Raw genomic sequence first — 13,664 nt, 5'->3', positions numbered from 1 at the left:
GGCGTCTCCAGAAGAGGGGCCGGGCGGCGGCGCGTTGAAGTTTGCGAACGATCGTGCCATGACGGCACGCGCGCCACAATCGGCCATTCGGGCAATAGCGCTTCGCGATGTCCGCAATGATGATGGATGGAATCGTTGCGGCGACGCAGCGGGCCGCCCGTTGAAAAACGGGCCGCGAGTATACCGCCGGTGCGGGCGCGCCATTGCGCGCCCGACGGTCGTTCACCATTAAAATGCCATCATGAGCAAATCCAAGCATGTGTCCGAAACCCCTGCAACCCAATTGCTGCGCCGCAACGGTATTGTGTTCGGCGAGCATCCGTACGACTACGTCGAGCACGGCGGCACCGGTGAATCGGCGCGCCAGCTCGGCGTCGACGAGCACAGCGTCGTGAAGACGCTCGTGATGGAAGATGAGCATGCGAAGCCGCTGATCGTGCTGATGCACGGCGACCGCACCGTATCGACGAAGAACCTCGCGCGGCAGATCGGCGTGAAGCGCGTCGAGCCGTGCAAGCCCGAGGTCGCGAACCGCCATTCCGGCTATCTCGTCGGCGGCACGTCGCCGTTCGGCACGCGCAAGACGATGCCCGTCTACGTCGAGGCGACAATCCTGGAGCTGCCGACGATCTACCTGAACGGCGGCCGTCGCGGCTACCTCGTCAGTCTCGCGCCGGCGGTGCTCACGTCAGTGCTCGGCGCGCAGCCCGTGCAGTGCGCGAGCGTCGACTGAGGGTTTCACCTTCGTGGCAGGCTGCGCGCGTTCGGTAGAATGGGCGCCGTTTCGGCCTGCCACGCGCAGCCGTCCCTTTACCGATACGTTGAAAGAAGAGTCCTCCGCATGCAGATCCTGCTCGCCGCCCTCATTGCCTACCTGATCGGTTCGGTGTCGTTCGCCGTCGTCGTCAGTGGCGCGATGGGCCTGGCCGACCCGCGTTCGTACGGGTCGAAGAATCCCGGCGCGACCAACGTGCTGCGCAGCGGCAACAAGAAGGCCGCGATCCTGACGCTCGTCGGCGACGCGTTCAAGGGCTGGATTGCCGTCTGGCTCGCGCGGCACTTCGGCCTGCCCGAGGTTGCGGTCGCCTGGGTCGCGATCGCCGTGTTCCTCGGCCACCTGTACCCGGTGTTCTTCCGCTTCCAGGGCGGCAAGGGCGTCGCGACCGCGGCCGGCGTGCTGCTCGCGGTGCACCCCGTGCTCGGGCTCGCGACCGCGCTGACCTGGCTGATCGTCGCGTTCTTCTTCCGCTATTCGTCGCTCGCGGCGCTGGTGGCGGCCGTGTTCGCGCCGGTGTTCGACGTATTCCTGTTCGGCACGGGCCACAACCCGGTCGCGTGGGCCGTGCTCGCGATGAGCGTGCTGCTCGTGTGGCGTCACCGCGGCAACATTTCGAAGCTGCTGGCGGGGCAGGAGAGCCGGATCGGCGACAAGAAGAAGGCGGCCGCGGACGGCGGCGCGCAGGGCGGCGGGAAGGCCTGAGGAGGCGCGGCGCTTGCCGCATGCCGGGCGCGCCGCGTGTGCGGGGCCCCGGCAGGATGACGTGACGGATCGTCTGGCGATCAGTCGCGGAAGTTGTTGAAGTCGAGCGGCGTGTCGGTCACGTCCTTGCGCAGCATTGCGATCACGCTTTGCAGGTCGTCGCGCTTCGTGCCGTTCACGCGCACCGCGTCGCCCTGGATGCTCGCCTGCACCTTGATCTTGCTGTCCTTCACGAGCCGCACGATCTTCTTCGCGAGATCGCCGGTCACGCCTTTCTTCACGGTGACGATCTGCTTGACCTTGTCGCCGCCGATCTTCTCGACCTTGCCGTAATCGAGGAAGCGCACGTCGACGTTGCGCTTGGCCAGCTTGCTGATCAGCACGTCCTTGACCTGGCCGAGCTTGAAATCGTCATCGGCGAACAGCGTCAGCTCGCGCTCCTTTTGCTCGACGCGCGCGTCGGAGCCCTTGAAGTCGAAGCGCGTCGAAATTTCCTTGTTCGACTGCTCGATGGCATTCTTCACTTCAATCATGTTCGCTTCGGAAACGACGTCGAACGATGGCATGGCATTCCTCCCTTGAGATGCGGGCACCCGGCTCGCGCGCGGGCACTCGCTATAATTGCGGACTGTTTGCCATTTTACCGATGCCCCTCCGTTTGCCCAAGGCCGGCCATGCGCCCCCCGGGCGGACGTGACCGCGAATGCCGATGCCTCCTGACGATTCCGCCCTGTCGCTGCTTCCCGACCATCCGCTCACCGCGCACAACACGTTCGGCATCGCCGCGACCGCGCGCTTTGCCGCGTGCGTCACGCATGCGTCGCAGTTCGAGGCGCTCCACCGCGACCCGCGCATCGCGAACCTGCCGCAGCTCGTACTCGGCGGCGGCAGTAACGTCGTGTTCACGCGCGATTTCGACGGCGTCGTGCTGCTCGACGAGATCGCGGGCCGCCGCGTCGTGCGCGAGGACGACGACGCGTGGTACGTCGAGGCCGGCGGCGGCGAGAACTGGCACGCCTTCGTCGCCTGGACGCTCGAGCACGGGATGCCGGGCCTCGAGAACCTCGCGCTGATTCCGGGCACGGTCGGCGCCGCGCCGATCCAGAACATCGGCGCATACGGCCTCGAGATGAAGGCGTATTTCGACTCCCTGGTCGCGGTCGAGCTGGCGACGGGTCGCAGCGAGCACTTTGACGCCGCGCGCTGCGCGTTCGGCTATCGCGACAGCTTTTTCAAGCGGGAAGGGCGCGGCCGGTTCGCGATCGTATCGGTGACGTTCCGGCTGCCGAAGCAATGGGCGTCGCGGCTCGGCTACGCGGACGTCACGCGCGAACTCGACGCGCACGGCATCGCACCCGAGGCGGCCACGCCGCGCGACGTGTTCGACGCGGTCGTCGCGATCCGCCGCGCGAAGCTGCCCGATCCGCTCGTGCTCGGCAACGCGGGCAGTTTCTTCAAGAACCCGGTGATCGATGCCGCGCAGTTCGACGCGCTGCGCGGGCGCGCACCCGAGGTCGTGTCGTATCCGCAGCCGGACGGGCAGGTCAAGCTCGCGGCCGGCTGGCTGATCGACCGCTGCGGCTGGAAGGGGCGCGCGCTGGGCGCGGCGGCCGTGCACGACCGCCAGGCGCTCGTGCTCGTCAATCGCGGCGGCGCGACGGGCGCCGACGTGCTCGCGCTGGCACGGGCGATCCAGGCCGACGTGCGTGCGCAATTCGGCGTCGAGCTCGAGCCGGAACCGGTCTGCCTGTAACACGGGTTTCACGCAGCGTTTCGCGCGCCCAAACAAAAAGCGCCGATCGTCGATCGGCGCTTTTTCATGGATTGCCCGGTGCCGGCGCGTCAGTGCTTGAGGCGGCCGAGCAGCAGGAACTCCATCAGTGCCTTCTGCACGTGCAGGCGGTTTTCCGCTTCGTCCCACACGACGCTCTGCGGGCCGTCGATCACGCCGGCCGTCACTTCCTCGCCGCGGTGGGCGGGCAGGCAGTGCATGAAGAGGGCGTCCGGATTCGCGTGGCCCATCATTTCCTCGTCGACGCACCAGTCGGCGAACGCCTGCATGCGGGCCTCGTTCTCGGCTTCAAAGCCCATGCTCGTCCACACGTCGGTGGTGACGAGATCGGCGCCCTTGCACGCTTCGTTCGGATCGTCGAACACCTCGTAGAACGGTGCGCTGTCGGGCGACACGAGCTTCATGTCGAGCGCGTAGCCGGGCGGCGTGGACAGGCGCAGCTTGAAGCCGAGGATCTGCGCGGCTTCGATCCACGTGTAGAGCATGTTGTTCGCATCGCCGACCCACGCGACGGTCTTGCCGGCGATCGGGCCGCGGTGCTCGTAGTACGTGAAGATGTCGGCGAGCACCTGGCACGGGTGGTACTCGTTCGTCAGGCCGTTGATCACCGGTACGCGGGAATTGTCCGCGAAACGCTTGATGACCTCCTGCTCGAACGTGCGGATCATGATGATGTCGACCATCCGCGAGATGACCTGCGCGGAATCCTCGACGGGTTCGCCGCGGCCGAGCTGCGTGTCGCGCGTGCTCATGAAGACGGCATGGCCGCCGAGCTGGAAGATCCCGGCCTCGAACGACAGGCGCGTGCGCGTCGAGCTCTTCTCGAAGATCATCGCGAGCGTGCGGTCGTGCAGCGGGTGGTAGGTCTCGTAGTTCTTGAACTTGCGCTTCAGGATACCCGTGCGCTCCAGCACGTACTCGTAGTCTTCCAGCGAGAAATCCTTGAACTGCAGGTAGTGACGAATGGTTTTGGCGGTCATGAAGCAGGATACGGCGGGATGTCACCCGGCAGCGAGGCCGGACGGCGCCGCCGTCGGGTGTGGATAACTCAAAGCAGCATAAAGGATTTTCTGTGCTTTGACGAGCCGGGGAGAGAAGCGGGGCACGATCGCCGCACGCGGCTGGCGGTGCAGGAGGAGGGGTGTCGGGACGGCGCGCGATGGCGCGCTGCGGTATAATTCGAAAGTTTTCTCCAGCCCGGCAGGCAAGCCTCCTCGCGCTCTGCCGGACACAAGCCGTGCGCTGCACAAATTCGGTGCAGTCTACCGGCGGCGCGCGTCGACGTCCCGTTTTCGGGATATCGGAATGCTCGTGCCGCCGTCCGTTTCAGCTTTGTGTTCGCGTATCCAGGCGCCGTTGCCTGGACATCGCCGGGCCGTCACTTGGGTAACCACATGGCTGAAACCCCTCCGACCGAATTCTTCATCCAGGGCATCACGAAAGACGGGAAAAAGTTTCGCCCGAGCGACTGGTCGGAACGTCTGGCCGGTGTGATGGCCTGCTTCGGGCCGGGGGCGAGCGGGCGGAACGCGCGTCTCCAGTATTCGCTCTACGTGCGTCCGACGATGCTCGGCGACCTGAAATGCGTGATCCTCGATTCCCGGTTGCGCGACGTCGAGCCGATGGCGTTCGATTTCGTGCTGAATTTCGCGAAGGACAACAACCTCGTCGTCACCGAGGCGTGCGAACTGCCGGACTACAGCGAGAAGAAGTAAGAAGCGGACGGGCGGGGGCGCGCGCAGCGCCGGGCCCCGGTTGTTCGCCTGCATCGTTGCCGATCTCGGCGACACAGGCAAAAAAGCCCGCCTAGGCGGGCTTTTTTGCGATCGCAGGAAACAGGAACGCCCGCGGAAGCGGGCGCGCCGGATTTACGCTGCTGCCTGCAGGCCTTTGACGGCTGCGGCGAGGCGGCTCTTGCTGCGAGCGGCCTTGTTCTTGTGAACGATCTTCTTGTCAGCGATCGTGTCGATCGTCTTCACGGCAGCCTTGAACAGATCGGCAGCCTTTGCTTGATCGCCGGCATCGACAGCCTTGCGAACAGCCTTGATTGCGGTACGGAATTTCGAGCGCAGCGCCGAGTTGTGCGAATTTGCCTTCGCGGCCTGGCGGGCGCGCTTGCGTGCTTGTGCGGAGTTAGCCATGACGGTTCCTTATCCTGTCCTGTTTCCAGAGCTTGGAGCCTAGACGGCCAAGCGCTGCTTTTCGATCCGTCCCCTGAGAGCGATTGCCCAGGGGCGCATAAAAAACGGTGATTTTAACCGAGGCCGGGACATGAAAACGGCAGTTGCCGTGCATGTACGAGCCCAGAAACCGGCGATTATAGCAACAAAATCAAGCGCGTGGCAAGTTCGACGTGACATCTGCCGGACGGGGCGCCATCGGCGTGCGTGCTTTTCGGCATCGGCCGCTGGCCGGGTCGCGCAACGTCCGTATAATAAGCGCCCCATGAATCTATTCCGAGCCCTGCTGACGGTCAGCGGCTTCACGCTGCTGTCGCGCGTGACCGGACTGGCCCGCGAGACACTGATCGCCCGTGCGTTCGGTGCCAGTCAATACACCGACGCGTTCTACGTCGCCTTCCGTATCCCGAACCTGCTGCGCCGCCTGTCTGCCGAAGGCGCGTTCTCGCAGGCGTTCGTGCCGATCCTCGCCGAGTTCAAGAACCAGCAGGGGCATGACGCCACGAAAGCGCTTGTCGACGCGATGTCGACCGTGCTCGCGTGGGCGCTTGCCGTGCTGTCGGTCTTCGGGATCGCCGGCGCGTCGTGGGTCGTGTTCGCGGTCGCGTCCGGCCTGCATACCGACGGGCAGGCGTTTCCGCTCGCGGTCACGATGACGCGGATCATGTTCCCGTACATCGTATTCATCTCGCTGACGACGCTCGCCTCCGGCGTGCTGAACACGTACAAGAGCTTCTCGTTGCCCGCGTTCGCGCCGGTGCTGCTCAACGTCGCGTTCATCGCCGCGGCCGTGTTCGTCGCGCCGCACCTGAAGGTGCCGGTGTTCGCGCTCGCATGGGCCGTGATCGTCGGCGGCGTGCTGCAGTTCCTCGTGCAGCTGCCGGGCCTGAAGAAGATCGACATGGTGCCGCTGATCGGCTTCAACCCGCTGCGCGCGCTGCGCCACCCGGGCGTGAAGCGCGTGCTCGCGAAGATGGTGCCCGCGACGTTCGCGGTGTCGGTCGCGCAACTGTCGCTGATCATCAACACGAACATCGCGTCGCGGCTCGGGCAGGGCGCCGTGTCGTGGATCAACTACGCCGACCGCCTGATGGAATTCCCGACGGCGCTGCTCGGCGTCGCGCTCGGGACGATCCTGCTGCCTAGCCTGTCGAAGGCGCACGTCGACGCCGATTCGCACGAGTATTCGGCGCTGCTCGACTGGGGGCTGCGCGTCACGTTCCTGCTCGCGGCACCGAGCGCGCTCGCGCTGTTCTTCTTCGCGACGCCGCTCACCGCGACCCTGTTCAACTACGGCAAGTTCGACGCGCATACCGTGACGATGGTCGCGCGCGCGCTGGCGACCTACGGGATCGGCCTTGTCGGCATCATCCTGATCAAGATCCTCGCGCCAGGCTTCTACGCGAAGCAGGACATCAAGACGCCCGTGAAGATCGCGATCGGCGTGCTGATCGTCACGCAGATCTCGAACTACGTGTTCGTGCCGCTGATCGGCCACGCGGGCCTGACGCTGAGCATCGGCGTCGGCGCGTGCCTGAACTCGCTGCTGCTGTTCATCGGGCTGCGCAAGCGCGGCATCTACCAGCCGTCGCCGGGCTGGCTGCGCTTCTTCGTGCAGTTGATCGGTGCGGCGCTCGTGCTCGCGGGCCTGATGCACTGGCTGTCGATCAGCTTCGACTGGACCGGGATGCGCGCGCAGCCGCTCGATCGCATCGCGCTGATGGCCGCGTGCCTCGTGCTGTTCGCTGCACTATATTTCGGTATGTTGTGGGTGATGGGCTTCAAATACGCTTACTTCAGAAGGCGCGCCAAGTGACGACCGCAATGACCCGCGTCCTCGACTACTTCAGCACGCTCGTGGCGGACGACGACAGCCTGCCCGTCACGGAAGCGGCGCTGTCGCTGGCGCAGGACGCGTATCCCGACCTCGACCTGCAGGGCACGCTGGCCGAACTCGACATGCTGGCGGCGCGGCTGCGCCGGCGGTTCGCCGACGAGACGGACTTGAAGGGCCGCGTCGCCGCGCTGAACGATTTCTTCTTCCGCGAGCTCGGCTTCGCGTGCAACCACAACGATTACTACGACCCCGATAACAGCCACCTGAACGCCGTGCTGAAGCGGCGGCGCGGGATTCCGATTTCGCTGTCGGTGCTGTACCTGGAACTCGCCGAGCAGATCGGCGTGCCGGCGCGGGGCGTATCGTTCCCCGGTCATTTCCTGCTGCGCGTCACGCTGCCGGACGGCGACCTGATCATCGATCCGGCCAACGGTCATTCGTTGTCTGAAGCCGAGATGGTCGAGATGCTCGAGCCGTACGTCGCGCGTGCGGCCGGTGCGGTCGACAGCGCGTTGCGCGCGCTACTGCAGCCGGCGACGAGCCGCGAGATCATCGCGCGGATGCTGCGCAACCTGAAGACGATCTATCTTCAGACGGAACGCTGGCAGCGGCTGCTCGCGGTGCAGCAGCGGCTCGTGATCCTGTTGCCCGAGCACCTCGACGAAGTCCGCGACCGCGGTTTTGCGTATGCGCGGCTCGATTACCTGCGGCCCGCGCTCGAGGATCTCGAGCAGTATCTCGGCGAGCGGCCGGACGCGGACGACGCCACTGTCGTCGAGTCGCAGGTGACCGAATTGCGGCAGCGGATGCAGCGCGACGGCGAGGACTGAGCCGCCGCCGTGCTTTGCCGGCACCCTGAATGAAAAACGCCCGCGCTGCGGGCGTTTTTTTGTGCTTATTTCGGCTGCATCCGGATCGCGCCGTCGAGGCGGATCACTTCGCCGTTGAGCATCGGATTCTCGACGATCTGGCGCACCAGCAGCGCGTATTCGGCCGGTTTGCCGAGCCGCGGCGGGAACGGCACCATCGCGCCGAGCGCGTCCTGCACGTCCTGCGGCATGCCGAGCAGCATCGGCGTCTCGAACAGGCCGGGCGCGATCGTCATCACGCGAATGCCGCTGCGCGACAGGTCGCGCGCGATCGGCAGCGTCATGCCTGCGACGCCGGCTTTCGATGCCGCGTACGCGGCCTGGCCGATCTGTCCGTCGAATGCGGCAACCGACGCGGTACTCACGATCACGCCGCGCTCGCCTTCCGCGGTCGGCGCAGTGGCGGCCATCGCGGCGGCGGCGAGCCGGATCATGTTGAACGTGCCGACGAGGTTCACGTTGATCGTTTTTGCGAACACGTCGAGCGGATGCGCGCCGTCCTTGCCGACGGTCTTCGCGGCGGGCGCGATGCCTGCGCAGTTCACGAGGCCGCGCAGCGTGCCCGCGCGCGTTGCCGCGTCGACGGCTGCCTGCGCGTCGGCCTCGCTCGACACGTCGCAATGCACGAAGATGCCGCCGAGCTCGGTCGCGAGCGCCGTGCCCGCCGCGTCGTTCAGGTCGGCGAGCACGACCGTGCCGCCTGCCTGCGCGAGCATCCGCGCCGTGCCGGCGCCGAGGCCCGATGCACCGCCCGTGATCAGAAATACGTTGCCGCGAATTTCCATGACTGTCTCCGGTGTCGACCGCCCTTGGCGCTTTAGCGCCTAGGGAGGTCCCATGCAAGGCGGTCGACCGCCCTTGGCGCTTTAGCGCCTAGGGAGGTCCCATGCAAAGCGGTCGACCGCCCTTGGCGCTTTAGCGCCTAGGGAGGTCCCATGCAAGGCGGTCGACCGCCCTTGGCGTTTTGGCGCCTAGGGAGGTCCCATGCAAAGCGGTAGACCGCCCCCTTGGCGTTCCGTTGCCTGTTGCGGTTCCGCGCAAAGCCGTTGCCTGGTTCGATGCCGCACGATTGGTTGAATGCCGGCACGTCCGGCACTCGACCGATTGTACGGGGCACTCTCCGGCGGCGGCGAGACCTGAACGGTCGTGCGAATTCCGTCCGGGCAAAAAAAAGCCGCCCGGAAAGGGCGGCTCGCGGGTGCGCGACGCGCTGCTTACTTCAGTGCGCCAAACGCGCGCTCACGGATCTCGTCGACGCCGCCGAGGCCCGAGATCTTGCGATACTGCGGGGCCTTCAGGCCGTTTTCCTCGCCGCGTTGCGCCCAGTCGCCGTAGTACGTGATCAGCGGCTTGGTCTGCGCTTCGTACACTTCGAGACGCTTCTTGACGGTTTCTTCCTTGTCGTCGTCGCGCTGGATCAGCGGCTCGCCCGTCACGTCGTCATGGCCTTCGACCTTCGGCGGGTTGAACTTGACGTGGTACGTGCGGCCCGATGCCGGGTGCGTGCGGCGGCCGCTCATGCGCTCGATGATTTCCGAGAACGGCACGTCGATCTCGAGCACGTAGTCGATCGCGACGCCGGCTTCCTTCATCGCGTCAGCCTGCGCGATCGTGCGCGGGAAACCGTCGAACAGATAGCCGTTCGCGCAGTCGGATTCCTTCAGGCGCTCCTTGACGAGGCCGATGATCAGCGCGTCCGGCACGAGCTTGCCGGCGTCCATGTAGCCCTTCGCCTCGACGCCGAGCGGCGTGCCAGCCTTCACGGCCGCGCGCAGCATGTCGCCCGTCGAGATTTGCGGGATGCCGAACTTTTCCTTGATGAAGTTTGCCTGGGTGCCCTTTCCCGCGCCGGGCGCGCCCAACAGGATCAAACGCATGGTGATATCTCCAGTATGTAGATTCGTGTGGCGAGACGCAAAAAGCGCCGGCGACGGCGTGCGCGGGGCTTGCCTGGCGCGTGGCGGACCGGTCTGATGCGGCGCGTCGGGTTGAGCGACGCGCGGCTGCCGGCAGGGCCGCGGGCGGGGTCAAGCGAGGACGCGCTGGTCGCGGACGGCTCGCACAATCGCCTGATTATGCCACGGGTTATTTTGATCCCGGCTGAAAAAGGGCCTGCACGCGTGCGAGATCGGCCGGCGTGTCGATTCCGGCTTCGGGCGCGGACTCGGTGATCAGCACTGCGATACGCTCGCCGTGCCACAGCGCGCGCAACTGTTCGAGCTGCTCGGCCTGTTCGATCGGCGCCTGCGCAAGCGTCGGATACGTGCGCAGGAAACGCGCGCGATACGCATAGAGGCCGATGTGCCGGTAGACCGGAAAAGCCGGCGCAGGCATGGCTGCGACGTCGGGCCAGTGCGGCTGGTACGCGTCCCGGCTCCACGGAATCGGCGCGCGCGAGAAGTACAGCGCGACGCTCTGCGCATCGAGCGCGACCTTCACGACATTCGGGTTGAACACGTCGGCCGCGTCGTGGATCGGGTGGGCGGCCGTCGCAATCGCGCAGGCCGGATGCGCGGCGAGGTGCGACGCTACGTCGCGCACGAGCACGGGGTCGATCAGCGGCTCGTCGCCCTGTACGTTGACGACGACGGTGTCGTCGCTCCATCCGAACGTCGCCGCGACTTCCGCGAGCCGGTCGGTGCCGGACGGATGGTCGGCTCGCGTCAGCACCGCTTCGAAGCCGTGATCGCGCGCCGCATCGAGCACGCTCTGCGCGTCGGACGCGACCAGCACCTGTTGCGCGCCCGCTTCGCGCGCGCGCTCGGCGACGCGCACGACCATCGGCTTGCCGCCGAGATCGGCGAGCGGCTTGTTCGGGAGCCGCGTCGACGCGAGCCGGGCGGGAATGACGGCGATGAAGGGTTGCGGGTGAGTCATCGGGGAAGCGCGGTGAAAAGAGCGGAGCGGGCGGCGCGTCTGGCGCGGGTCGCCCGGCGGAGTTCGGCGCCTGGCCGCGGACGGGCCGCGGCTCGGGCGGGGATGGGCGGCTTAGCGGCCGGCCGGGTCGACCGGTGTGCCTTCGACGGTCTGGCGCGCTTCGTCGACCAGCATCACGGGGATGCCGTCGCGGATCGGGTAGGCGAGCTTGTCCGCGTTGCAGATCAGCTCCTGCGCGGCACGGTCATAGTGGAGCGGGCCTTTGCAGATAGGGCACACAAGGATTTCAAGCAGGCGAGCGTCCACGGAGTTTCTCCACAACGAGGGCAATGAGGCGAGGATCGAGCGCGGCTTCGACGGGGACGACCCACAGTCGAGCGTCGCGCCAGGAAGCGCCCAATTTTACTGCATCCTTCTCGGTGATCAGGATCGCATCGACGGCGTCGTCGACGAACGGATTGTCGGCGAACGCGTAGTGGTCGGGCAGCGCGCGGGTTGCGGGCGCGAGACCGGCCGCGCGCAGCGTCGCGAAGAAGCGTTCCGGCGCGCCGATGCCGGCCGCGGCGAGCACGCGCTCGTGCGCGAATTGCGACAGCGGGCGGCGCAGCGCGGGCTGGTCGAGGTGCCATGCGGCGCCCGGCGTGAGCGCGAGCGAATAGGTATCGGGCCACGGCGGCAGCGCGCCGCTGTACGGATCGTTGACGAGCGTGGCGTCGCGGTGCCGCGACAGCGGCTCGCGCAACGGCCCGGCCGGCAGCAGGAAGCCATTGCCGCCGAGCCGGTGGTCGAACACGACGAGTTCGACCGTGCGCGCGAGGCGGTAGTGCTGCAGGCCGTCGTCGCTGACGATCACGTCGACGTCCGGATGCGCGGCGCGCAGCGCCTGCGCGGCCGCGACGCGATCGGGGCAGACCCAGACGGGCGCGCCGGTGCGGCGCGCGATCAGGAGCGGTTCGTCGCCGCCCGCGCTGGCGCGCGACGCGGGCGTGACCGCGGTCGGCGCCTTCACGTTCGCGCCGTAGCCGCGCGACACGATGCCGGGCGTGAAGCCGGCCGCGCGCAACGCGTCGACGAGTGCGATCACGGTCGGCGTCTTGCCGGTGCCGCCGACGGTCACGTTGCCGACCACGACGACGGGCACGCCGACGTCGACCGGCTGCTTCCAGCCCTGCGTGTAGGCGGTGCGGCGCAGCGCCGCGCACAGGCCGAACACGCACGCGAACGGCGTGAGCGCCCACGCGAGTGCGCCGCGGCGCTGCCATTCGCGCGTCAGGCGCGCTTCGAGCCGGGCGAGCGGGCCGTCGGGCGCGCTCATCGGGCCGGGCGCGGCATGTCGTGCGCCGCGGCGTGGGACGGATTCGTCAAGGCGGATTCTCCGTTGGGCGGCGCATGCCGCGGGGTCTGCGGAAGGCGGCACTCTAGCGCGCCGCAGGCGGGCGCGGCAAGCGCGACCGGCCGACGCAGCGCACGGGGACGGATCGCGACGGCTTGTGGATAACTCTGTGAAAAACCCCCCGTTCGATTGCGTCAAACGCCCGCCGGGCGGGCTTCGAATCGGATGAGAATCGTTTCGAAAGTTTTAAAAATATATAAAAATCAATGCGTTACCGGGAATCGTCTGGTTTTTTTAGCGGTTTTCACGTGTTTTAAGCCGACGATTGCCAAAGTGTGGACACCTTCCGCGCGTCACCGCGCATGCGGCCGGTGCTGGACGTCGCGCGCGTGTCGGACTATCGTGTCGCCGCCAGCATTCATCCGACCGTCCATGCCTTCCGACTCCCCATTTGCCGCACCGGGCGCGACCCGCGGCGGCGACGAAGTGATTCCCGTTTCGGCGCTCAATCGTGCGATTTCGACGATGCTCGAGCGCTCGTTTCCGCTGCTGTGGATTTCGGGCGAAGTGTCGAATTTCACGCGCGCCGCGAGCGGCCACTGGTATTTCTCGATCAAGGACCAGCAGGCGCAGATGCGCTGCGTGATGTTCCGCGGCCGCGCGCAATACGCGGAGTTCACGCCGCGCGAAGGCGATCGCATCGAGGTGCGCGCGGTCGTCACGATGTACGAGCCGCGCGGCGAGGTGCAGCTGAACGTCGAGGCCGTGCGGCGCACGGGTCAGGGGCGGCTTTACGAGGCGTTCCTGCGCCTGAAGGCGCAGCTCGAGAGCGAGGGGCTGTTCGCGCCCGAGCGCAAGCGGCCGCTGCCGGCCCACCCGCGCGCGATCGGCATCGTCACGTCGCTGCAGGCGGCCGCGCTGCGCGACGTGCTGACCACGCTCGGCCGCCGCGCGCCGCACATCCCGGTGATCGTCTATCCGGCCCCCGTGCAGGGCGCCGGTTCCGCCGAAAAGCTCGTCGCGGCCGTCGAGACCGCGAATGCACGCCGCGAGGTCGACGTGCTGCTGGTCTGTCGCGGCGGCGGCTCGATCGAGGATCTGTGGTCGTTCAACGACGAGGCGCTGGCACGCGCGATCGCGGCGAGCGAAGTGCCGGTCGTCAGCGGCGTCGGGCACGAAACCGATTTCACGATCGCGGACTTCGCGGCCGACGTGCGCGCGCCGACGCCGACCGGCGCGGCCGAGCTCGCGAGCCCGCAGCGCGCGCTGCTGCTGCGCGAGGTCGGCGAGCGTCAG

General features: G+C 67.1%; 15 protein-coding genes. 7 read left to right on the top strand and 8 right to left on the bottom strand.

What is annotated here, in order from left to right:
- Positions 1–241: 241 nt before the first annotated feature.
- Together ybaK and plsY are read left to right on the top strand one after the other, a co-directional pair.
- Complete coding sequence (gene ybaK, locus BDO18943_RS08770) at positions 242–733, top strand: Cys-tRNA(Pro) deacylase (RefSeq protein WP_175021990.1); 492 nt, start codon at positions 242–244, stop codon at positions 731–733.
- Positions 734–841: 108 nt separating this feature from the next.
- On the top strand, positions 842–1,480 hold the full coding sequence (plsY, locus tag BDO18943_RS08765) for a glycerol-3-phosphate 1-O-acyltransferase PlsY (RefSeq protein WP_043190071.1): 639 nt from the start codon (positions 842–844) through the stop codon (positions 1,478–1,480).
- Positions 1,481–1,560: 80 nt separating this feature from the next.
- Here the strand turns inward: plsY and BDO18943_RS08760 are convergent, their stop codons facing one another.
- Positions 1,561–2,046, bottom strand: coding sequence for a YajQ family cyclic di-GMP-binding protein (locus tag BDO18943_RS08760; protein WP_043190069.1), 486 nt, complete (start codon positions 2,044–2,046; stop codon positions 1,561–1,563).
- A gap of 137 nt (positions 2,047–2,183) precedes the next feature.
- On the opposite strand from BDO18943_RS08760, the gene murB reads away from it, so the two are divergent.
- Positions 2,184–3,233 (top strand): UDP-N-acetylmuramate dehydrogenase, encoded by a 1,050-nt coding sequence (gene murB, locus BDO18943_RS08755; RefSeq protein ID WP_175021989.1) that lies wholly within the window; start codon positions 2,184–2,186, stop codon positions 3,231–3,233.
- Between the two features lie 89 nt (positions 3,234–3,322).
- Here murB and argF read toward each other — a convergent pair whose 3' ends face one another.
- Positions 3,323–4,252 (bottom strand): ornithine carbamoyltransferase, encoded by a 930-nt coding sequence (argF, locus tag BDO18943_RS08750; protein WP_043190066.1) that lies wholly within the window; start codon positions 4,250–4,252, stop codon positions 3,323–3,325.
- A gap of 414 nt (positions 4,253–4,666) precedes the next feature.
- Here argF and BDO18943_RS08745 point away from each other — a divergent pair, with 414 nt between their 5' ends.
- Positions 4,667–4,987 (top strand): DUF3579 domain-containing protein, encoded by a 321-nt coding sequence (locus tag BDO18943_RS08745; protein WP_043190063.1) that lies wholly within the window; start codon positions 4,667–4,669, stop codon positions 4,985–4,987.
- A gap of 153 nt (positions 4,988–5,140) precedes the next feature.
- On the opposite strand, the gene rpsT is transcribed toward BDO18943_RS08745, so the two are convergent.
- Complete coding sequence (rpsT, locus tag BDO18943_RS08740; protein WP_011352994.1) at positions 5,141–5,413, bottom strand: 30S ribosomal protein S20; 273 nt, start codon at positions 5,411–5,413, stop codon at positions 5,141–5,143.
- Between the two features lie 304 nt (positions 5,414–5,717).
- Here rpsT and murJ point away from each other — a divergent pair, with 304 nt between their 5' ends.
- Entirely contained in the window at positions 5,718–7,268 is a 1,551-nt protein-coding gene (gene murJ, locus BDO18943_RS08735; protein WP_222106656.1) for a murein biosynthesis integral membrane protein MurJ, read from the top strand.
- An 8-nt stretch (positions 7,269–7,276) separates the two neighbouring features.
- Complete coding sequence (locus tag BDO18943_RS08730; protein WP_175021987.1) at positions 7,277–8,119, top strand: SirB1 family protein; 843 nt, start codon at positions 7,277–7,279, stop codon at positions 8,117–8,119.
- A gap of 65 nt (positions 8,120–8,184) precedes the next feature.
- On the opposite strand, the gene BDO18943_RS08725 is transcribed toward BDO18943_RS08730, so the two are convergent.
- The 5 genes from BDO18943_RS08725 to lpxK form a co-directional block, all read right to left on the bottom strand.
- Positions 8,185–8,943 (bottom strand): SDR family NAD(P)-dependent oxidoreductase, encoded by a 759-nt coding sequence (locus tag BDO18943_RS08725; protein ID WP_175021986.1) that lies wholly within the window; start codon positions 8,941–8,943, stop codon positions 8,185–8,187.
- Between the two features lie 429 nt (positions 8,944–9,372).
- Entirely contained in the window at positions 9,373–10,035 is a 663-nt protein-coding gene (gene adk / locus BDO18943_RS08720) for an adenylate kinase (RefSeq protein WP_043190056.1), read from the bottom strand.
- A gap of 208 nt (positions 10,036–10,243) precedes the next feature.
- On the bottom strand, positions 10,244–11,035 hold the full coding sequence (kdsB, locus tag BDO18943_RS08715; protein WP_059665170.1) for a 3-deoxy-manno-octulosonate cytidylyltransferase: 792 nt from the start codon (positions 11,033–11,035) through the stop codon (positions 10,244–10,246).
- 111 nt (positions 11,036–11,146) lie between these two features.
- A complete protein-coding gene (locus tag BDO18943_RS08710) occupies positions 11,147–11,341 on the bottom strand; it encodes a Trm112 family protein (protein WP_010090898.1) in 195 nt (64 codons plus the stop codon).
- Positions 11,322–12,350: a tetraacyldisaccharide 4'-kinase gene (gene lpxK / locus BDO18943_RS08705; protein WP_043190050.1), complete on the bottom strand. Its 1,029-nt coding sequence runs from the start codon at positions 12,348–12,350 to the stop codon at positions 11,322–11,324. Before lpxK ends, BDO18943_RS08710 begins: the two co-directional genes overlap by 20 nt.
- Positions 12,351–12,800: 450 nt before the next feature.
- Here lpxK and xseA point away from each other — a divergent pair.
- The coding region (gene xseA, locus BDO18943_RS08700) for an exodeoxyribonuclease VII large subunit (protein WP_175021985.1) at positions 12,801–13,664 on the top strand (864 nt) is incomplete at its 3' end.

Source organism: Burkholderia aenigmatica, from assembly GCF_902499175.1.
Classification (GTDB): domain Bacteria; phylum Pseudomonadota; class Gammaproteobacteria; order Burkholderiales; family Burkholderiaceae; genus Burkholderia; species Burkholderia aenigmatica.
This window is presented reverse-complemented; position numbering and strand designations above follow the sequence as displayed.